Consider the following 20,234-nt stretch of genomic DNA (forward strand, 5'->3'; position numbering starts at 1 on the left):
GGCCGGAGCAGCAGGGGCCGAAGCCGCGGGGGTGGGCGCGGCGGCCTGGTCGGCGGCGCCGGCCAGCGCGGGCACGCCCGCGCACAGGGTCAGGAGCAGACGGAAGGCGGGCTTCATTCGGACTCCCTCCCCGTCGAGCGCAGCGGCAGGAAGATGGAGATGCCCGCGTTGAGGGTCATGATGTTCTGGATGGCGCCCTTGCTGCTGCCCAGGGGCTGATCCACATAGGAAGTGTTGATGAGGGCCACGTTGACGGCCAGGTAGTCCTTGGTGACGAACCGCATGCCAAGGCCCAGGTCGAAGGCCGGGTTGAGGCCGCGCTCGGGCAGCGCGGAGGTCTCCGTCTTCACCACGCCCATGCCGCCCATCAGGTAGCCGTCGAAGTGGAGGATGGAGTTGAGGAAGGACACCTTGCCGTACAGCGGCGCCCACTCCACGTCACCCATGGCGGACCACTGGGGCACGGAGTTGTAGATCTTGCTGTTGAAGGTGCGCTTGGCGGTGCGCACGTCATCCGACGGCAGCACCTGCATGAGCGAGCCGCGCGCGGAGATGGCGAGCGTGTCCGCCAGGTACCAGGCGCCGCGCAGCGAACCCCCGAACTTCGAATAGAACGGGTCGTTCACCGAGATGCTCACCAGCGGGGTGATCTCGAAGCGGTGCTTCTTCAGATACACCTTGCGCTGGACGCTCTTCACCCGGTCGTCCTGGGTGATGTCCGTCAGCGGCATCAGCGCTTCCGGTGGGATGTCCTTCGCCTTGTCAGCGGTGGGCGGCGACGCGGGGCGGGCTTCCTCGTCCGGCGGCGGCGCGGGGTTTTCTTCGGCAGGCTTGGGCTGGGCGTCCTCGGTGAGATCGAGGCCCATGCCTTCCTGACTCTGGGCGGGGGCCAGCGCGGGCCACATCAGGCTCAGCGCAAGCATCAGCGTGGGGCGGTTCAAGTCCGGGCGCTCCGTGGGGGGGAGGGGGCGTACTGCCACCGGAAGGCAGCATGACATCAGCCACGCCATCCTATCGGCCGTATTCCCAACCATCAACCGCCACGACGTGCCTGCTTCCTCTGATATCCTGCGGTGCTCCTTCACAATTCCACCCTTCCCGCGCATCACAGGTCGGTGGTTGGCGTGAAGGAGGGGTGTGCTACCGTTTCCGGCTTCTGGGTGTCGCCTTCCCCCACGCCCCCGGTCCCATCCTTCCTAGAGGTCTCAACGATGTTCGTGCGATCCGCGCTCTTCCTCTCCGCCGTCCTCCTGCTGGGAGGCTGCGAGGTCACCACCGAGTTGGGCAAGCCGTGCCGTCTGGTGCGCAAGGCGTCCGCCGAGGAGCAGGAGACCTACTCCACCAAGTTCATGCCCATCCGGGAGCGGGACGTGGCGCCGGATCAGGACTTCATCTCCTTTGGTTCGCTGGACTGCGAGGACCTCATCTGCGTGCGTGACGTGGACTCCGAGCGCAGCGACGACCCGACGGCCGAGGCCCTGGGCTACTGCAGCAAGGAATGCGTGCAGGGCACCACCACCGGCTGCGAGGTGACGCGCGATGACGCGCCCGAGGGTCTCGCGCCCCGGATGGCGTGCCGCCCCCTGCTCCTGGATCAGGCGACGCTGGACGCGATCCGCGTGGCGGACGAGCAGAAGTACCGCGACACGTTCGGGGAGAACAATTCCCCCTACTTCTGTGCCGGTGCGTCCCCCCAGGCCCAGGGCAACTGAAGAAAGCGTCCGCTGAACAGTCGTCTCGCGCGAAAGGGTTAGACCTTTTCGCGCGCCCCGTTCGTAAAGGCAGGGCCCGCGTTCCACACGCCCTGGAGTCCTGCCATGAATCGAACGGTCCTCTTCCTCTCCCTGGCCGGTGCCCTGGCCCTCACCGCACTGGTGCTGGGCCTGCCCCGGGGTGAGGACACCCAGCCCACGCCGCACGTGGTGGTGACGCCGCCGACCCCGCCCACCCCGCCGCCGACCGTCTTCCAGGCCGGGGCCGGGGGGTCCATCCAGGTGAAGAGCCGGCTGTCACACCCCTACCTCCCGGTGGGCGCGTCGGAGACGTACGCGACGGTGGACCTCACCGGCATGGAGGTGGCGGGCGCGAAGCGCAGCCCGGTGAACCTGGCGGTCGTCATCGACCGGTCCGGCTCCATGAGCGGCTACAAGCTGCAGCAGGCGAAGCAGGCCGCGCGGCACCTGGTGACGCTCCTGCGGGACGAGGACCGGCTGGCCATCGTGCACTACGGCTCGGATGTGAAGAGCCTGCCGTCGCTGCCGGCGACGCCGGCCAACCGCGAGCGGATGGCCCAGTTCATCGACGCCATCTGGGATGACGGCGGCACCAACATCAGCGCGGGCCTGTCCGTGGGCCGCACGCAATTGGCGTCCGCCATGGGGGGCGCCGCCACCGTCAACCGCCTCATCCTGATGAGCGATGGCCAGCCCACCGAGGGCGTGTCGGATGAGCAGGGCCTGAAGAACGTGGTGCGGGACATCCGCGCCTCCGGCATCACGGTGAGCTCCATTGGCGTGGGCACCGACTTCAACGAGGACCTGATGCAGGCCTTCGCGGAGTACGGCGCGGGCGCGTACGGCTTCCTTGAGGACGCAAGCCAGCTGTCGAACCTCTTCCAGCGCGACCTGCAGCAGGCCACCACCGCGGTGGCGCGCAACGTGGAGCTGTCCTTCGAGCTGCCCCCGGGCACGACGCTGGGCGAGGTGCTGGGCTACCGCGCGCACCAGGCCGGCAACACCGTGCGCGTGGCGATGCCGGACTTCTCCGCGGGCCAGGTGGAGCGCGTGGTGGTGCGCCTCAACGTCACGGCCGGCGCGGCGGGCCAGTCCGTGCAGGTGGCGGGGCTGAAGCTCACGTACACGGACCTCATCGCCCGGCACAACGTGGAGGACCAGTCCCGGCTGACCGCGATGGCCACCAACATCCAGGAAGAGGTCGTGCAGCGCCAGGACAAGGAGGCCACGGTGTACGCGGCCCGGGCGCGCGGCGCGCAGAACCTCCAGAAGGCCGCGGAGGCGATGAGCCAGGGCAAGAAGGACGCGGCCCAGCTCTACCTGCGCCAGAACCAGGCGCTCTTCATGGAGGCCGGCAACGTGGCGGGCGCGGCGGCGGTGGCCGCGGATCAGGCGGAGCAGGCGGAGTCGATGAAGGCCTATGACGACGCGGACAGCGAGGAGTCCCAGCGCGCGGCGGTGAAGAGCAGCAAGGTGAAGGCGCTCAAGGGCTTTGGCCGCATGGGCTCCACCTACTGAGCGAGGTGCCTTCGGGCCCCGGCGTCACGCGGGCGTGACGCCGGGCCTGGGGACGGCGGGTGGGCTGGAGTGGGGAACGCTCGGCCCCCCGGCCCCTTGCCGACGCGAAGCGGCATCTTCGCGATTGACCTGTGGAATCGCGTGGCCCTATCTCCGCGTTCTTCCAGGCTTCAGCCCTGGAAGGGCGCACTGGAGGCGCGAGACAGCATGGCGGCGAGCGCGAGCACCCCGTGGGTCGGGGTCATCATGGGCGGCAGAAGCGACCTCGAACACCTGCAACCGGCGATCGACATCCTCGCCGAGCTGCGCATCCCGCATGAGGTGCGCGTCGTGTCCGCGCACCGCACCCCGGACTGGATGATGGAGTACGCCTCCACCGCGGAGTCGCGGGGCCTGTCGGTCATCATCGCCGCGGCGGGCGGCGCGGCGCACCTGCCGGGCATGGTGTCCAGCAAGACGCTCCTGCCGGTGCTGGGCGTGCCCATGCCCACCACGGTGCTGAGCGGCTTCGACGCGCTGCTCTCCATCGTGCAGATGCCCAAGGGCGTCCCGGTGGGCACGCAGGCCATCGGCAAGCCGGGGGCCGCCAACGCGGCGCTGCACGCGGCGGCCATCCTGTCCCTCAAGTACCCGGAGCTGCGCGAGCGGCTGGGCGCCTGGCGCAAGGCCCGCACGGACGAAGTGCTGGCGCACCGCGAGGTGTCCGGATGACGGCGCGTGTGGTGCTCCCCGGCGGCACGCTGGGCATCCTAGGCGGCGGACAGCTGGGGCGCATGATGGCGCTCGCCGCACGCACGCTGGGCTATCAGGTGCAGGCGTTGGATCCGGACTCCACGTGTCCGGCCCGCTCGGTGGTGGACCGCTGCCTCACCGCGTCCTTCTCCGACACGGCCGCCGCGGAGGACCTGGCGCGCTCGTGCGACGTGGTGACGCTGGAGATTGAAAAGGTGTCGCTGGCCACGCTGAACGCCGTGGCCCGCCACACGCCCATGCGGCCCGGCGCGGACGTGCTGTCCGTCGTGCAGCACCGCGGCCGGCAGAAGGCCTGGCTCGCCAAGGGCGGCTTCCCGCTGGGCCCGTGGCGCGAGGCCAACTCGGAGGCGGAGCTCTCCGCGGCCATCACCGCGATGGGCGGCAAGTGCTTCATCAAGTCCAGTGAAGGCGGCTACGACGGGCGCGGCCAGTACGAGGTGAAGGGCCCCTCCGAGGCAGCCGTCGCGTGGAAGGAGTTGGGCGAGCGCTCCGTGGTGGTGGAGGCCGCGCTGGACCTGAAGGCGGAGCTGTCGGTGCTCGTCGCGCGAGGGCCGGATGGGCAGCTCGCGGTGTACCCGCCCGCGTTCAACCACCACGAGGACCGCATCCTGGCGTGGTCGCTGCTGCCGGGTCCGCTGCCGGAGGCGGTGCTGTCGCAGGCCTCGCAGGTGGCGCGCGACATCACCGCCTCGCTGAAGGTGGAGGGGCTGCTGGTGGTGGAGATGTTCCTCCTGGGGGACGGCTCGCTCCTGGTGAACGAGGTGGCGCCCCGGCCGCACAACAGCTTCCACTCGACGGAAGTGGCGTGCCTGACGAGCCAGTTCGAGCAGGCCGTGCGCGCGGTGTGCAACCTGCCCCTGGGTTCGGTGGAGGTGGTGCGCCCCGCGGCCATCGTCAACCTGCTGGGCGACCTGTGGCTGAACGAGGGCGGGCCCCGCTTCGAGCAGGTGCTGGCGATGCCCGGCGTCCGGCTGCACCTGTACGGCAAGCGCGACGCGCGCAAGGGCCGCAAGATGGGGCACCTGTCCGCGGTGGGCACCTCGCCCGAGGACGCGCTCACCCGCGTGAAGGCCGCCGCGAAGCTCCTGGGGATGTGACGCCCGTGAAGACGAACGCCGCCCGGTTGTTGGACTCGCTCGGCATCGCGTACAGCTTGCGCGACTACGACGTGGACCCGGACGACCTGTCCGCGGAGACCGTCGCCGCCAAGGTGGGCATGCCCGCCGAACAGGTGTTCAAGACGCTGGTGGCCAAGGGCGACCGCACCGGCGTGTTGATGGCGGTGGTGCCGGGCAACGCGGAGCTGGACTTGAAGGCCCTGGCGCGGCTGAGCGGCGACCGCAAGGTGGACACCGTTCCGCTCAAGGAGTTGCAGCCGCTCACCGGCTTCATCCGGGGCGGCGTCACCGCGCTGGGGGGCAAGAAGGAGTACCCCGTCTACGTGGACGAGACGCTGGAGCTGTTCGACACCGTCGCCGTGTCGGCGGGGGTGCGCGGCACGCAGATCGTCCTCGCGCCCGCGGACTACCTGCGCGTGACGAAGGGCAGGACGGGACCGCTGTCGCGCCCCAAGGCGTAGACCTTTTTCACGGGCCACGCGTTCGAAGGACATTCCCGGCCCGAGGGCCGTTCCCGGGGTGTCCCGATGAATGCCGCCGTGTTGCAATTCCACCACCGCGAAGCCTTCGAGCACACCGTCACGCGCGCGCTGGCGGCGGGCGCCGGGGCGGGGCTCGTGCAGTGGCTGACGCTGCGCCTGGGCATGCCCATGCCGCTCACGTGGCTGGCACCCGCCGCGGTGGTGCTGGCGTGCGCGCGCGGAGACCGGTGGGACCGGGGGCTCCTGGCCGGGCTGGGGCTGCTGCTCGTCGGACTGCCCTACGGGCTGGGCCTGTCGCCCGGGTGGACGGTGGCGATGAGCGGCGCGGCCGCGGGCGCCCTGCTGGTGCGCGCGCGTCTCAACGAGCTGGGCGAGGAGGGCCAGGTGGCGGAGGCGCGCCCCACCCTCGTGCACTACGGCCTGGGCAGCGTGCTGGGCGCGGGGCTCACCCTGGCGGGCGGCGTGGTGGCGAACATCCTGTCGCTGCGGCTGGCGTCCGTGGCCACGCCCACGCTGCTGGCGGCGGTGATGGTGGGCGGCATCGTGGGGCTCTTCGTGGGCCTTGGCGCCATCGCGGCGCACCTGGGCCTCACGGCCGACCCGGTGGAGGCGCGGGCGGAGGAGCTGCTGCCCCAGCTCTCCGGCGACTTCCACACCCTGTCGGAGCGCGCGCTGTCGCTCTACCGTCAATGCGGCCAGTCCCTGGCGAAGCTGCCCCGCGAGCCCGCGCGCGAGGAGCTGGCCCGCACGCTGGCGCGCATCACGCGCGGCGCGGTGGAGCTGGCCTCCGAATGGGCCGGCGTGGAGGCGCAACTGGAGGAGCGAGCCACCGCGGAGCTTCAAGCGGAGCGCGACAGCCTGGAGAAGAGCGCCCGCGCCAGCACCGACGCGGTGGCCCGCCGGCAGTTGGAGGTCGCGGCGGCGTCGCTGGCCGAGGAGGTGGAGCGGCTGGGGGACATGCGCCAGCGGCGCGAGCGGATCATCGCGCGACTGCGCGCGGAGGTGGCCCTGTTGGAGCGTGCGCGCGTGGCGCTCCTGTCCTTGCGCAGCGGTCAGGCGCAGCTCAAGGCGGCGGAGCTGGCCTCGCTGGCCCGCCGTTTCCGGGCCCTCTCGACTGCCCAGGGAGAGGAGGGGCAGGCCATGGAGGCCGTCGCGGCCCAGGTGACGATGGCCCAGGTCGCGCCGGTGGAAGCCACCCCGGTGGCTCCCGTGGACGCCGCCCCCATGGCCTCCGAGGGCGCCAACGTGCCGGAAATCCAGCGGATTCGTGGGGAGTAGCGTGCCCCGAGGCCCTCTTTCCCAGTTCCCGGGAAGGGCGGCCACGCCCTCCTGCAAGCGTCCGTATTGGATGTTGGGGGTGCCTGAAGGGAGGGGGGGACTGAAGCTTCCTTCAGGGCGCGGTACATTTTGGGGGTCATGAGCCTGCCCTCCCCCAGCAAGCCCGGCCCGCCACCTCCCTGGCTGTGGAACGGTGACGAGCCGAGGGTCGCCACCGTCTTCCAGCCCATCGTCGATCTGCTCAGTGGCGAGGTGCTTGGCCACGAGGTGTTGTCGCGTGGCCTGGGTCCGGTGGAGTCCCCCAACGAACTCTTCAACCGCGCGCGCGTGGAGGGGTTCACCTTCGAGTTGGAGCGGGCGTGCTGGACCGCGGCGGTGCGCCGCATCGCCACGCTGCCGCAGGAGCAGCGGCGCGGGCCCTTCTTCTTCAACGTCAGCCCGGATGTGCTGAGCGACGAGCGCTTCGGCGGCGCGTCCACGCTGGAGCTGCTTCGCACGCATGGCCTCAGTCCGCGGCAGATCGTGCTCGAAATCACCGAGCGCAGCACCTTCGAGGACACGGAGCAGCTGCGCATGCTGGCGCGGCGGTACTCGGAGCAGGGCTTCGGCATCGCGCTGGACGACTTCGGCGCGGGGCACTCCGGACTGGTGACGCTGGTGCACAGCGCGCCGGACTTCATCAAGTTGGATCAGGCGCTGGTGCGGGACATCCACCTGCACACGTACCGGCAGCACCTGGTGAAGTCGCTGGTCGCCTTCGCGCAGCGCGTGGACGCGGTGCTCATCGCCGAGGGCGTGGAGACGTGGAACGAGCTGGCCGTGCTCTTGCGCCTGGGCATCCGGCACGCGCAGGGCTACCTGCTGGCGCGTCCGGCGAACGCACCCCAGCGTCCGGGCGAGGACTTCGCCGAGCGCTGCCGCGAGGCCATCCGCGCGCTGAATCACCGCGAGTTCGAGGACGACGAGACGGTGGGCAGCATGATCATCCGTCCCCCGTGCGCGCCGGGAGCATCGCCCGCGGTGGAGTTGGATCGGCTCTTCCGCCGCACGCCGGGCGAGGACCATGTCGTGCTGCTGGACGGCGAACAGCCGCGCGCGGTGGTGACGCGGCGGAGCTTCTACGCGCGGTGGGGAGGCTCCTCCGCCGACGAGACCCCGGCGCTCGCGGACGGCGCGCCCGACGCGCTGATGGTGGTGGAGGACGCCACGGCCATCACCGCCCTGGCCCGCATGGCGATGCGCCGTCCCCCCGAGTCCGTCTACGACCCGGTGGTGGTGACGGACGCGCAGGGCCACTTCCTGGGCACGGTGACGATGAAGCAGCTCATCGCGCGCGCTTCGGACCTGGAGCAGCACGCGGCCACCGGCGCGCATCCGCTCACGGACCTGCCCGGCAGCCGGATGATTGAACGGTGGATCCGCGCCGCGCTCCAGGGCAGCGCGTTCACCATCATCTACGGCGACCTGGACCACTTCGAGGCGTACAACGACCGCTACGGCTTCCTCCAGGGAGACCGCGTCATCCGTCACACGGCGAATCTGCTGTCGGAGTGCCTGCACCTGCTGCCGCCCGGTTCGCACCTGGGCCACGTGGGCGGCGACGACTTCGTGCTCGTATGTCCCGAAGGCGTGTCCCCCGAGGTGCTGCAAAAGCTCTGTCAGCGCTTCGACGCGGAGCGGGTCCCGCTGTACGGACCGGAGGACCTGCGACGCGGAGGCTTCGGCGCGAGCGACGCGCCGGGCACGCCCATGGTGCCGGTGACGCTGAGCCTGGCGGCGGTGGACCAGCGGGGCCTGTCCCCGTCACCCCACCCCGCGGAGCTGTCCGCCGTCGCCGCGTCCCTGCGCAAGAAGGTGAAGGCGCTGTCGGGCGAGTCGCACGCCAGCACGTTCCTGTTCCAGCCCGCGTCGGAGGGGTAGCCGCCGCGCGGTCAGGCTCAGGGCGTGATGGGGAGGGTGCTCACGTTCTCGAACTCCACCGTGCCGCCCCGGACGATGCCCTTCGCCTGGCACCAGCCGCCGGGGACCTCCAGCACGTACTGGCTGGGGATGCCCACCGAGCGGTTCATCAGCGTGCGCGGCTCCGCGTTCTCGATGATGCCGACGATGCGGTGCTCGGAGGTGATGAAGAGCATGTCCAGCGGGATGAGCGTGTTGCGCATCCAGAAGCCCCGCACCTCCTCCTCCGGGAAGAGGAAGAGCATGCCCTGCCCGGCGGGCAGCGCCTTGCGCCACATCAGCCCGCGCGTGCGCGCATCCGCGGTGGCGGCGACCTCCACCTCCACGCGGTGCACGCCCCCGTAGGCGTCCTTCAGCCGCACGTGCGCGCGCGGCAACACTGGCATCACGAAGTCCTCCGCCGACACGTCCTTCGGGCGCGCTCGCGGGGCGGCGGGCGCGGGCTTCGGAGGTGCGGCGGGCGCTTCCTGGCACGCGCCGCCCACGAGCGCCAGCGTGCACAGCGCCATCGCGAAACGCGGGCTCATGGGTGCTGGGGATGCAGGGGCTTGTTGAGCAGCTTCTCCGTCAGCTCGGAGCCCAGGCTGTCGGACATCAGGCGCTCCACCAGCGTCTCGAAGTCCACCCGCTGGGACTCGCTGCTGTAGATGAAGCGGATGCCCATGCCGGGCTCCTCCGCGTCGCCCTTGGACCAGACGACCTCGCCCAACAGTTCGAAGGGGGCCTCGCGGTGCGGCACCGTCAACTTGAAGAGGAAGCGCGTGCCGATGGGCAGCGGCTTCTTCGTCTTGATGAAGGTACCGCCCTTGCTGATGTTCTTCGTGTAGTCGGCGAAGAACGAATTGAGCTTCTTGTAGTCGACCTTCAGCTCGATGGGCGCACGACCATGGGTGCGCAGTTCGGATCCGCTCTTCTGTTCGGACATGCGGCCGGGGAGTATAGGGGACACCATGCGGCAAGTCCTCCCCCGCGCCAGAGGTCTGTTGGGCCGTCCGGCCGTCCTGGCCACCGTGCTGCTGCTCGCCGGTGGGGGGTCGGCCCTCGTCCTGCTCCCGCTTTTCGGGGTCCCCGGCTTCGAGCTGGGCCTCGCCCTGGCCATCGCCGTCGGCCTGCTCGGGGGAGGGACGGGCATCGCCGCCGCCTTCCAGGAGCGCCGCATCCTCACCGGCGCCCTGCCCCGGCCCGCCCTGGCGGAAGCGTCCGCCCTGCCCGGAACCGCCGTGGGCCGCGCCCTGGGCGCAAGCGTCGTCCTGAACCTGGGGGTGCTCATCCCCCCCTTCGTGTGCGCCCTGCTCTTCGCCCGCTTCCGCACCGCGTGCGACCCCTTCGAGCTGGCGGGCTTCTACCCCCTGCTCACCGTGCCCTCCGCCGTGCTCGCCTCCGCCGCGGGCGTCTTCCTGGGCTTCGCCACGGGCCGCCCCCGGGGCGCGGCGGGGCTGTACGCCCTGCTCCTCTTCGCGTCCCTGGTCGTCACGGTGGTGCCCATCGTCTTCGGGCCCCAGGTGTTCGCCTTCAACGTCTTCCTGGGCCACCTGCCCGGCCCGCTCTACGACGAGGCCCTCCAGATGACGGCCGCGCTGGGCTGGTTCCGCGTGGAGACGCTGCTGTGGGCGGGCGCGTTCGCGGGGCTCTCCATGGCGCTGCTGGACGTGCGCACCGGGAGGCTGACCCTCAAGGGCGCGCGCGTGGGCAGCCTGGGAATCGTCGCGCTCTGCGCGGCGGGCATCTGGATGCTGGAGGCGCGCGCGCCGCGGCTGGGCCTGCGCATGACGGACGCGTACCTGGCGGAGCAGCTGGGCGGCGTGCGGGAGACGGAGCACTTCGTCCTGCACTACCCGCGCGGCAAGTCCCGCGAGGACGTGGACCGGATGGCGAGGGACCTGGAGTTCCGCTTCGCCCAGACGGCGCGCTTCCTGGGCGTGGCCCCCACGGAGCGCGTGCGCGTGTGGCTCTACCGCTCCGAGGACGAGAAGCAGCGGCTGGTGGGCGCGGGCCGCACCCAGTTCGCCAAGCCCTGGCGCACCGAGCTGCACATCCAGGACAAGCCCTTCCCCCACTCCGTGCTGCACCATGAGCTGGCGCACGTGATGGCGGCCCCCGCCGGCGCGGGCTTCTTCCGCGTCACCACCCGCCTGGGCGTGTGGCCGCTCATGGGCGTCATCGAAGGACTCGCCGTGGCCGCGGACGACCCGGTGCAGGGCGAGCTCACCCTGCACCAGTGGGCCGCGGGCATGCGCCGGCAGGGCATGGCCCCGGACATGCGCGACCTCATGGGGCCCAAGGGCTTCTACCAGTCCGCCCCGGCGCGCGCGTACACCGTGGCGGGCTCGTTCCTGCGCTACCTGGCGGACACCTACGGCGCGGACAAGCTGCGGGCCGTCTACGCGCACGCGGACTTCAACGCCGCCTACGGCCAGCCCCTGGACGCGCTCGTCACCGAATGGGAGCGCACCCTGGACGCGCTGCCCCTGGATGAGTCCACGCTGGCGCGCGCCTTCGCCCGCTTCCGCGCGGGCAGCCTCTTCTCCCGCGCCTGCGCCCGCGAGGTGGCCCGGCTGTCGGACTCCGCCCGCGACGCGCTCGCCAGCGATCCCCAGGAAGCGCTGGTCCGCTTCCAGCGCGCCGCCGCCCTCCAGCCGGAGGAGCCCTCCTTCCAGTTGGGACAGGCCGCCGCCCTGGATGCGATGGAGCGCTCCGCCGACGCGGCCGGGGTGCTGGACTCGCTCGCCGAGCAGGTGAAGGACCGGCCCACGCTCGCCGCGGAGGTGGCCGTGGCCCGCGCGGACGTGGCCCTGCACCTGGACAACCTGGATGCGTCGCGCGCGTTCCTCCAGAGCGCGCTCGCGCAGAACGCCGGGCCGGAGCTGACGCGCACCGCGCAGGTGAAGCTGGCCGCGCTGGAGACCCCGTCCCGGCGGGCCCCCATCGAGGCGTACTTCCGCGCGCCCCAGGAGGAGCTGCGCCTGCTGTTGTTGGATCGCGCCCTGCTGCTCTCACCGCAGGACCCGTGGCTGCGCTACCTGTTGGGTCGGCGGCTGCACCAGGTGGGTGCGCCGGCACTCGCGGCGGATCAGCTGCAACGTGCCCTGGCGGACACCGCGCTGCCGGAGGCCATCCGCCGGGAGGCCACGCGGCTGAAGATTGAAGCCGCCTACCTGGCGGGCGACTGCGGCGCCGTGCGGCATGAAGTCGGTGCACTTCCGGACTACGGCGCCGCCTTCCGTGCGGTCGCCACCGAGTGGCGCGAGCGATGTGACTTCGAGCAGACGACCTTTCGAGGACCCCTGGTGCCGCGTCAGGCTTTCCGCTAGACGCGGGCGACACATTCCGGAGGTGGACGGAGCATGCGGTTCGTCAAGCAGCAGCGGATCCAGGGCACGGTGGATGAAGTGGAGCGCGCGCTCCTCGACGAGCGCTACTTCCCGTTCCTCCTCCAGCACCACGGCGTGCTGTTGGAGTTGCAGCCCCTGGAGGTGAAGGTGGACGGGGACCGTGTGAACCGCCGCGTCCGCTACCGCCCCAAGCCCGTCATCGCCACCATCGGCACCAAGAAGGTCCCGCCGGAGTGGTTCGCCTTCATCGAGACGTCCACCTACGACAAGCGCAAGAAGGAGCTGTCGTTCACCAACACGCCCACGTCCCAGACCATCTCCAAGATGATGGTGAACACGGGCGTGCTGCGGCTGCGCGACCTGGGCAACGGCCAGACGGAGCGCACCATGGACGGGGAGATTTCGCTCAAGCTGCCCTTCCTGCTCAAGGCCGTGGCCTTCATCGGTGAGAAGGTCATCGAGTCCGAGGGCCTGAAGATCCTCGACAACGAGGTGCCCGTGCTCAACCGCTTCATCGCTGAAGTCATCCGCGCCAAATAGTCAAAGCGCGCATCGGCGGCGGGGCCTGGGAATGGGTTGACACCCATGCGGTTGAACCCATAAGGCCCCGCCATGCACAACCGCTTCCTCGCCCTCTGCGCCGTCTTCCTCCTGGCCGCGTGCGCCCCGAAGCGCATCCCCGGCACGGAGTTGCAGGACACCGACGACACCCGCGCCATCATCGCCGTGATGGAGCGCTACCGCGCGGCCCTCGAGGCCCGCGACGCGAAGGCCATCCAGGCCCTGGTGTCCCCAAAGTTCCGCGACGACGGCGGCACCGAGGACCCCGAAGACGATCTCACCGCCGCCAACATGGGGCCCCACCTGCAGGCGCTCTTCACGAAGCTGCAGAGCCCCAAGGTGGAGATCAACGTCCGCCGCGTGGAGGTCCGCGAGGACGAAGAGGTCGCCTACGCCATCTACTACTGGAACGCGTCCTGGCGCATGCCGGGCCTCAACGCCCGGCCCCAGCAGGACTCGGAGCTGGAGCAGATGGTGTTCCAGAAGGTCGACGGCGAGTGGAAGATCGTCTCCGGCATCTAGGCCGTCACACGCCGACCAGCGCGCGCAGCCCGTCCGGCCCCATGCCGCCCAGGGCCCGCGCGCGGGACAGGTACGTGCGGTAGTCCTTGGGCGCGAGCTTGTCCGCGCCCAGCGTGGACAGGTGGTAGTCGCGGATGCGGCTCGTGGTGAAGCGCACCGCGCCGTAGAGCGCGTGGCCGAAGAGCGCGGCCTTCTCCACCTCCGCCAGCGGCCGGGCATCCTGGTAGCCGCGCAGGAAGGCCTGGCACAGCTCGGGCTGGTAGCTGCCTTCGAAGCACCACGCGTTCAGGGTGATGGCGACATCGCGGGTGTACGCGTCCACGCACGCCATCTCGAAGTCGAAGAAGGCGCCCACGCGGTCTCCCAGCCACTTCACGTTGTCCAGGAAGAGGTCCGCGTGGATGACGCCCCGGGGCTCCAGTCCCTGGTGTTCGGCCTCCGCGCGCGCAAGCAGTCCTTCCAGCTCCCGCGCCACCGCCGCCAGCTCCGGCTCCGGCCGCTGCCGCAGCCCTGAGAGCCAGCCCTTCACCACCTCCGGGCCGTAGGGGTTGTCCCGCGAGCCTCCGAAGAACTGCGTGAGGCGGTGCAGCTTTCCCAGCTCCGCGCCCAGGCGCTCCAGCACGTCTGGCGTCAGCCGGGCCCGGGTGAACTCCTCGCCCGGAAGCCACCTGAAGAGGCTGATCCTGCCGCCGTGCATCTCCAGGAAGGGCTCGGGGCCTGTCGGCACGAGCAGCACCGGCGCCGGGAAGTGCGCGCGCGCCAGGTGCTCCAGGAGCGCGGCCTCGAAGCGCAGGTCCTCGGGCGAGCGCACCGTGGTGTGGCGCACGAAGACGCGGCCCGCGTCCGTCTCCAGCCGGTGGTTGGTGTTGATGGAGCCCTGCGGAATGGGCGTCATCCCGCGCACGGTCCCCAGGCCGTATGCGTCCGCCACGCGGGTGAATGCCTCGGGGGGAAGTGTCGTGTAGACCGCCATCGCGTGCCTCCAGGGCTTGTCGCCTCGCCTGCGGACAGCCTCCCCCCGTTGACACCCCGGGAGGGCGGACCTATCTGTCCATGCCCGTCCTACTTCGCATAACTGTCTGAAAATCTTCAATATTTGCGCGAGAGGCCACCCATGGACACGTCGGGTCGCGGTGACTGGAAGCGTCGCGAAGGCCTGGGCAGTGCGCTGCTCCAGATTGGCGTCGTCGCGGTGGTGCTCGCGGCGGCGGTCGCCTGGTACGTCCACCGGGGGCAGGTGCGGCAGGAGGTGGACGCGCACCTGCGCTCGGCCCGCGCCGCGGCGCTGAAGGGCAACCCCAGCGACCTGGCCATGGCGCAGCAGCAGTTGGAGACGCTCTTCGCGCTCTCCCCCGACTCGCGCGACGCGCGCGCCCTGTCCGCCGACATCCAGACCGTGCTGTGGCTGGAGCATCACCAGCCCGGCGCGGACGCGAAGGCCCGCGAGCAGTTGGACCGCGCGGAGGCCATGGGCTCGCGCTCCGGTGAGCGCTACGGCGCGCGCGCGCTGCTGCTCGTCGGCGAGGGCAAGACGGCCGAGGCGCAGAAGCTGCTGGAGGAGCTCAAGGCCCAGGGCGCCAACAGCCCCAAGCTGACGCTGGCCCAGGCCCGGCTGCTGCAGCGCCAGGGACGGCTCTCCGAGGCCCGGCAGGCCTTCGCGCACGCGGCGGAAGCGGCGTGGAGGGACCCGCGCTTCTCCACGGCCTATGGCGAGGCGCTGCTCGACGAGGGGCTGTTCCCCCAGGCGGCGGAGGCCTTCTCCCGGGCCACCGCCGCGAACCCGGATCACCTGCTGGCGAAGGTGACGTCCGTGCTGGCGCAGCTCTACGCGGGACGCAATCCGGACACCGTGAAGGCGACGCTGGAGGAATTGCGCACGCGCGGCAAGGAGCTGACGCCCGCGCTCCAGGCCCGCATCGCGGTGGCGCAGGCGGAGGTGGCGCTGGCCAGGGGCGCGCCCGACGAGGCGCTGCCCCTGACGGACGCGGCGCTGAAGGCCTTTCCGGACGAGCACTACGCCCTCTTCACCCGGGCCCGCGCGTTGGCGGCGAAGCACGCGCCGGAAGCCCGCGCGGCCTTCGAGGCGGCGGTGGCGAAGCACCCCACCGCGCCCCTGCTGGCCCTGGACGGCGCGAGGCTGCTCCAGGCGCAGGGGGACGGCGCGGGAGCGCTGGCGCTGCTGGAGGCCTACGAGAAGACCTTCCGCGAGGTGAAGGTGACGACGGCGGACGGCAAGTCCGTGGCCGCGTTGGACCGGGACGACCGGTACTGGCTGTCGCGCGGCGGCGTGATGGAGCAGGCGGGCCGGCAGGACGACGCGCTCGCGGCCTACGACAAGGCGCTCGCGGCACGGGGCGTGGGCCTCGCGCGGGCGCAGTACGCCAAGGGCGCGCTGCTGCTCGCGCGCAAGGACTTCGAGGGCGCCCGGACGCTGCTGTCCGCCGTGGCCCCGGACACCGGCGCGGGCAGCATGCCGGAGGCGTACGCGGCGCTGGGTGAGTTGCTCTTCGCCCAGGGCGAGTTCGCCGCCGGGTGCCAGCAGCACTACTTCGCCCTCATGCGCGCCCGGGCCCAGGGCACGCCCCCGGAGCTCATCGCCACGCGCGCCAACGACATCAAGAAGCGCCTGGAGACGTCCGGACAGCCCGCCATGGCCAAGGCGTGGCTCAACGAGGCAGGGCCCCTGTTCCAGGCGCAGCAGTAACGCGGTGGGAGTGACAGCGGCGCGGGGCCGCTCCACCCGCGAGGCTTCGCCCCGCCCGCACCACATCGTGGCGCTTCGGGCGATGGAGCCAGCGAAAGGCGCTACAGCAGCTCGGAGGGGTCCAACCGGCGCTGCTTCGCCTTCATCACGCGCCACTCCCCGTCGGCTTCCTTCTCGAAGATGCCTTCGATGGAGTAGGCGTTGAGGACGCTGTCGCGCGCCAGGTCCTCCAGCTTGTCCGCCTGCGAGCGGCCGAAGATGAAGCGCGCCTGGAACTCGGCCTGCGTGGGCGTCACCTCGCGCACTTCGATGTCGGTGGTGAAGATGCGCACCCACTGACCGCGCAACACCTGCGCGGCCAGGATGCGGTGCACGTCCTGGCGGCTCCAGCCGTCCGTCGTCTTGAAGCGCTCGGACACGCCGTCCATCACCCCGCCGACGTCCTTCTCCTCCGCGGAGCGCGTCATCGCGATGATGCGCCGGGTGACCGCGTCCTTCACCCCCGGCTCCTCCCGGGGCCAGAGGAAGAGCACCAGCCCAGCGGCGACCAGCGCCGCCATGCCGCTCACCACCCGCGAGCGCGTCACCACCATCTCAGGCCGCCCCGGTTTCCGGCTCCAGCATCATGTCGTCCGCGTCGATGATCTCCAGCGGCCGCAGCGCCTCACCAATCTGCTTCAGGCGCCGGTCGGACAGCTGCTCCAGGTACGTGCGGATGTTGGGGAAGGCCTGCACCAGCTGGTGGAAGGCGTTGCGCTCCAGGTACGCCGCCGCCGTCTTGCGCGGCACCAGCACCGTGGCCGTGGCCCTCAGGCCCGTGAGCAGCGAAATCTCTCCCGCCACCTCGCCCTCGCGCAGCACGCCCAGCGTCACCACGCCGCCCGCGGGGTCCTCCTTCTGCACCACCAGCTCTCCGGCCAGCACCAGGAAGAGCCCCGGCGAGTGCTCACCCTCCACCAGCACCTTCTCGCCGGCCTGGAGGGGCCGGAAGGTGAAGCGCTGGAAGAGCGCGCCCCGCTCCGATTCCGGCAGCTGCTGGAACAGGGGCGAGTTCGCCATCAGGTTGCGCATCATGCGCTGCTGGGCGAAGTCCGCCAGCAGCTGCGGCACCGCCGGGTGGCTCTTGGCCACCGCGTTGAGGTGCTCGCGGCGGATTTCGAAAACCTCCGAGTCCGACACCGCCGTCACCGTCGCCGTGGGCGCCGCGCCCGTCAGCAGCGCCAGCTCTCCGAAGATGGAGCCGCCGCCCAGGAAGCCCAGGGTGTGGTCCTCACCGTCCGCCTTGCGCGTCACCTCCGCCTTGCCCGCGACCAGCACGTACAGGTGGTCGCCCGGTTCACCTTCGCGGCTGATGACCTCCTCGGCCTTGATGGTGCGCCACACCATGCGCCCCACCAGGTCCAGGAACGCGTCCCGGTCCAGGTCCGCGAACAGCGGCAGCGGCGGACGGCCCTGCGGGTCGGCGGTGCCGCCGGTGTCCGGCGCGGCCAGCACCTCGATGGCGCGGTTGGACAGCTCCTCGCCCAGCAGGCCCATCAGGTCCGTGTCCACCTTGCCGTCGTACAGGTGCTCCGGCGGCAGCGGCGGCGGCACCGCGGCGCGGCCCTTGGCGTGGCGCGCGGCGCGCGAGTGCACGCGGGCCAGCGTCTCCTTCAGGCGCCGCTCGTTGGGCGACAGCTCCAGCGCCAGCTTGCACGCGGCCATCGCGCTCAAGAGGTAGTCGCGGCGCAAGAGGCCCTCCGCGCACGCGTGGTACGCGGTGACGGCGCGCTCGCGCTCGCCCAGCTCCGCCAGACACCGGGATGCCAGCATGCGCGAGCGGTGGTCCGCGGGCACGCGGCGCACGGCCTCCGCGAAGGCGGCGAGGGCGCGCTCGAACTGGCGCTCCTCGAACAGGTCCATGCCCAGCTCACGCAACGACGACTCACTCATCCAGTGTCTCCAAGACAGACCGCGACAACGATCAGGAAAACCCACGGGGCCGCCCGCCCCCACCGCGCGGGAAGCGGCCCCTGGGGGATGCTACGAACCGTCGGACTTCTGCAGCTCGCTCAGCGCCATCTCCGCCTTGCGCTTCACGTCCGAGCCTTCCGCGGACGCCTCGATGACGATCTTGAACTGCTCCTTCGCCAGCGCGGGGTCGCGGTCGCGAGCGATGTACGCCGACAGGTACAGCTCTTCCACCTTCTTCTGCAGCTCGTCCAGCCCGGTGCGCGCGCGCGAGTCGCCGGGGTTGAGCCGCAGGGCCTCGCGGAAGCTGCGGCCCGCCACCGGGTACTCCTTGCGCTTGAAGGCGGACTGCCCCGCCGCCACGGACGCGGACGCCAGCTCGTTGTCGAGCGTGTCCCCCAGCGAACCCGCGAAGCCGATCTGCCGGTACACCTCCGCCGCGCGGCGCAGGGGCTTCACGGAGGCCTCCAGCGCGTTGCTCTCGTACTTCTTCTGGCCTTCCTCGAAGGCGGAGCGGAACTGGGGGATGAGCTTCTTGAGGTTGCGGGCCCGGGCCTGCACGTCGGCCTCCGCCCGGTATTTCTCCATCACCCGGTCCACCTCCAGCGTCGCGCGCTGGAAGTCACCGCCGTTGAACCGGCGCTCCACGTCCTCGAAGGCCTGCTCCACGTACTGCGCCCGGCGCTGCTTCGCGCTCTCCGCCGCCGCGGCCTTCTGGTAGCCGGCCTGCCGCACCGCCTGCGCCGCCTCCTTCGCGAGCGCCGCGTCCAGCTCCGCCAGCCGCGTCTCGTACGGGGGCCGCGTGGCTTCGACGAGCAGCGGGATGAGCGTGCGGGCCTGCTCCGCGTCGCGCGCCGTCAGCGCCGTCTCCAACAGCCCGACGTGGTAGGCCTGCTCCTTCGTCTCCAGGTCCACCTTGAGTTCGTCGCGCTCCGCGTCCGTCCGCGCGGTGCCCTCGGGCAGGTCCTTCAGCCGGGCGCGCGCGTCGTCGTACTTGTTCTCCGCGATGAGCCCCCGGATCTCCTTGAAGCCCTCCACGACGTCCTGCAGCCGCTGCGCGCCCTTGCCCACGCCGTCCGCGTCGATGCCCGCGTGCGCCTTCTCCGCCTCCGCGGCGAAGCGCACGGCGTCCGGGTACTCGCCGTCACGCACCTTGTCGCGCGCCTTCTGCATCAGCTCCGTGGCGCGCTTCAGGCCCGGGTCCTCCGGCGGCGGCGGCGGGGGCCCACCGCGTCCTGACGTCGCCAGGCCCACCATCATCAGCACCACCACCAAGCCGGCGACGGCGGCGCCCACCTTCATCTTGAAGTCGAACTTGATGCCCTCGCGCGCCGAGGAGCGCACCGGGCGCGGACGGGGCACGCCCGACTTGCGCGCCTTCTCGTCGCGCATCAGGTCCGCGAGCTTGTAGTTCGCGTTCGTCTTCTCATCCAGGCGCGGGTCCTTCTTCTCCTCTTCCTTCTTCTTCTCCGGCTCCTCCTCACCGGACTCCGCCTTGGCGCGCATCTCCTTGATGAGCTCGCCTTCGTCCACGAACCTCAGGCGCGTCTTGCCCACGGAGATCTCATCCCCGTGCTTGAGGATGCACTCGTCCACCTTCTGGTCGTTCACCTGGGTGCCGCTGATGCCGCCCAGGTCGCGCATCACCACGCCGCTGGCGCCGTACACCAGCTCGATGTGGCGCCGGGACACCGTCTGGTCGCCCAGGGCGAAGTCGCAGTCCTTGCTGCGCCCCAGCACCATGCGCACGCCCTTGAAGCGCTTCTTGCGCCCCTTGTCGGGCCCGTCCAGCACCAGCACCAGCACCGGGGGCCCGGCGCGCGTCGTCTCCGAGTTGTCCTCGTCCTCCTCCTCGGAGGCCTCCTCCGGGTCCGGACGCACGTCCGCCACGGACGCCACCCGCGTCTCCCCCGTGCGCGAGCGCTGCGGCTCCGCCTCTCCGTACAGCTCCGGGTCCCCGCCGTCGTCCGGACCGTCCTCGCCCGACGGGGGCGCGGACCAGTCCTCGTCCGGGACGGCCACGCGGCGGGAATCGCCTCCAGAGGAGGACTTGGGACGGCGTTCCGCCGTCGAGCCACCGGAACGGCCGGTGCCCGAACGCGACGACGGTGATGGACGGCGAGGAGGCATGGATGGGTCCAGGTTGAAGCGACCGCCATCTTAGAGCGCTGGCCCCACCGTGGGAATGCGCTCCCACCGTTCCTTTCAGGGAAGACCGGGCCCTCTTGGACCGTTGGCCCGCAACGCCGTCCCGTCCCGATGTAGGTTTCCCCCATCCCCGCTCCCTCAAGAGACACGCCCATGCCCGCAGCCCCCGCCGCGTC

18 protein-coding genes are annotated in these 20,234 nt (G+C 71.1%); 11 read left to right on the top strand and 7 right to left on the bottom strand.

The window, feature by feature from the left end:
* Window positions 1-113 precede the first annotated feature (113 nt).
* Complete coding sequence (locus tag D7X74_RS24875; protein WP_120535489.1) at window positions 114-941, bottom strand: outer membrane beta-barrel domain-containing protein; 828 nt, start codon at window positions 939-941, stop codon at window positions 114-116.
* Window positions 942-1,211: 270 nt separating this feature from the next.
* Between D7X74_RS24875 and cglC the strand changes: the two genes are divergently transcribed.
* From cglC to D7X74_RS24910, 7 genes are all read left to right on the top strand, one after another.
* Window positions 1,212-1,712 (top strand): adventurous gliding motility lipoprotein CglC, encoded by a 501-nt coding sequence (gene cglC, locus D7X74_RS24880; protein WP_120535490.1) that lies wholly within the window; start codon window positions 1,212-1,214, stop codon window positions 1,710-1,712.
* A gap of 105 nt (window positions 1,713-1,817) precedes the next feature.
* Window positions 1,818-3,251, top strand: a complete 1,434-nt coding sequence (locus D7X74_RS24885; RefSeq protein WP_120535491.1) for a VWA domain-containing protein — start codon at window positions 1,818-1,820, stop codon at window positions 3,249-3,251.
* Window positions 3,252-3,458: 207 nt separating this feature from the next.
* Window positions 3,459-3,962 carry a 5-(carboxyamino)imidazole ribonucleotide mutase gene (purE, locus tag D7X74_RS24890; protein ID WP_199732869.1) on the top strand — a complete coding sequence of 168 codons (504 nt, stop codon included), beginning with the start codon at window positions 3,459-3,461 and terminating at the stop codon, window positions 3,960-3,962.
* Window positions 3,959-5,101 carry a 5-(carboxyamino)imidazole ribonucleotide synthase gene (purK, locus tag D7X74_RS24895; RefSeq protein ID WP_120535492.1) on the top strand — a complete coding sequence of 381 codons (1,143 nt, stop codon included), beginning with the start codon at window positions 3,959-3,961 and terminating at the stop codon, window positions 5,099-5,101. The genes purE and purK overlap by 4 nt, the downstream gene beginning before the upstream one ends.
* Window positions 5,102-5,106: 5 nt before the next feature.
* The gene (gene ybaK / locus D7X74_RS24900) at window positions 5,107-5,583 is read left to right on the top strand and encodes a Cys-tRNA(Pro) deacylase (protein WP_120535505.1); all 477 of its coding nucleotides are present in this window, start codon (window positions 5,107-5,109) and stop codon (window positions 5,581-5,583) included.
* Window positions 5,584-5,661: 78 nt separating this feature from the next.
* A complete protein-coding gene (locus tag D7X74_RS24905; protein WP_233602241.1) occupies window positions 5,662-6,882 on the top strand; it encodes a hypothetical protein in 1,221 nt (406 codons plus the stop codon).
* Between the two features lie 138 nt (window positions 6,883-7,020).
* Window positions 7,021-8,802, top strand: a complete 1,782-nt coding sequence (locus D7X74_RS24910) for a bifunctional diguanylate cyclase/phosphodiesterase (RefSeq protein WP_158622290.1) — start codon at window positions 7,021-7,023, stop codon at window positions 8,800-8,802.
* Window positions 8,803-8,819: 17 nt separating this feature from the next.
* On the opposite strand, the gene D7X74_RS24915 is transcribed toward D7X74_RS24910, so the two are convergent.
* Both D7X74_RS24915 and D7X74_RS24920 read right to left on the bottom strand, forming a co-directional pair.
* On the bottom strand, window positions 8,820-9,368 hold the full coding sequence (locus D7X74_RS24915; RefSeq protein ID WP_233602242.1) for a DUF192 domain-containing protein: 549 nt from the start codon (window positions 9,366-9,368) through the stop codon (window positions 8,820-8,822).
* A complete protein-coding gene (locus D7X74_RS24920) occupies window positions 9,365-9,766 on the bottom strand; it encodes a TIGR02266 family protein (RefSeq protein WP_120535495.1) in 402 nt (133 codons plus the stop codon). The genes D7X74_RS24915 and D7X74_RS24920 overlap by 4 nt, the downstream gene beginning before the upstream one ends.
* Before the next feature lie 25 nt (window positions 9,767-9,791).
* Here D7X74_RS24920 and D7X74_RS24925 point away from each other — a divergent pair, with 25 nt between their 5' ends.
* From D7X74_RS24925 to D7X74_RS24935, 3 genes are all read left to right on the top strand, one after another.
* Complete coding sequence (locus tag D7X74_RS24925) at window positions 9,792-12,152, top strand: hypothetical protein (RefSeq protein ID WP_199741888.1); 2,361 nt, start codon at window positions 9,792-9,794, stop codon at window positions 12,150-12,152.
* 33 nt (window positions 12,153-12,185) lie between these two features.
* Window positions 12,186-12,713, top strand: coding sequence for a hypothetical protein (locus tag D7X74_RS24930; RefSeq protein ID WP_120535497.1), 528 nt, complete (start codon window positions 12,186-12,188; stop codon window positions 12,711-12,713).
* 72 nt (window positions 12,714-12,785) lie between these two features.
* Window positions 12,786-13,256, top strand: a complete 471-nt coding sequence (locus tag D7X74_RS24935; RefSeq protein WP_120535498.1) for a nuclear transport factor 2 family protein — start codon at window positions 12,786-12,788, stop codon at window positions 13,254-13,256.
* A gap of 4 nt (window positions 13,257-13,260) precedes the next feature.
* Here the strand turns inward: D7X74_RS24935 and D7X74_RS24940 are convergent, their stop codons facing one another.
* Window positions 13,261-14,229, bottom strand: a complete 969-nt coding sequence (locus tag D7X74_RS24940; protein WP_120535499.1) for a homoserine kinase — start codon at window positions 14,227-14,229, stop codon at window positions 13,261-13,263.
* Between the two features lie 141 nt (window positions 14,230-14,370).
* Between D7X74_RS24940 and D7X74_RS24945 the strand changes: the two genes are divergently transcribed.
* Window positions 14,371-15,960: a tetratricopeptide repeat protein gene (locus D7X74_RS24945; protein ID WP_120535500.1), complete on the top strand. Its 1,590-nt coding sequence runs from the start codon at window positions 14,371-14,373 to the stop codon at window positions 15,958-15,960.
* Window positions 15,961-16,061: 101 nt separating this feature from the next.
* Here D7X74_RS24945 and D7X74_RS24950 read toward each other — a convergent pair whose 3' ends face one another.
* From D7X74_RS24950 to D7X74_RS24960, 3 genes are all read right to left on the bottom strand, one after another.
* Window positions 16,062-16,553, bottom strand: coding sequence for a hypothetical protein (locus D7X74_RS24950; RefSeq protein ID WP_120535501.1), 492 nt, complete (start codon window positions 16,551-16,553; stop codon window positions 16,062-16,064).
* A 1-nt stretch (window position 16,554) separates the two neighbouring features.
* On the bottom strand, window positions 16,555-17,892 hold the full coding sequence (locus D7X74_RS24955) for a cyclic nucleotide-binding domain-containing protein (protein WP_120535502.1): 1,338 nt from the start codon (window positions 17,890-17,892) through the stop codon (window positions 16,555-16,557).
* A gap of 90 nt (window positions 17,893-17,982) precedes the next feature.
* The gene (locus D7X74_RS24960) at window positions 17,983-19,932 is read right to left on the bottom strand and encodes an FHA domain-containing protein (RefSeq protein WP_233595776.1); all 1,950 of its coding nucleotides are present in this window, start codon (window positions 19,930-19,932) and stop codon (window positions 17,983-17,985) included.
* Window positions 19,933-20,234: the final 302 nt, after the last annotated feature.

Source organism: Corallococcus sp. CA047B, from assembly GCF_003612065.1.
Taxonomy (GTDB): domain Bacteria; phylum Myxococcota; class Myxococcia; order Myxococcales; family Myxococcaceae; genus Corallococcus; species Corallococcus praedator.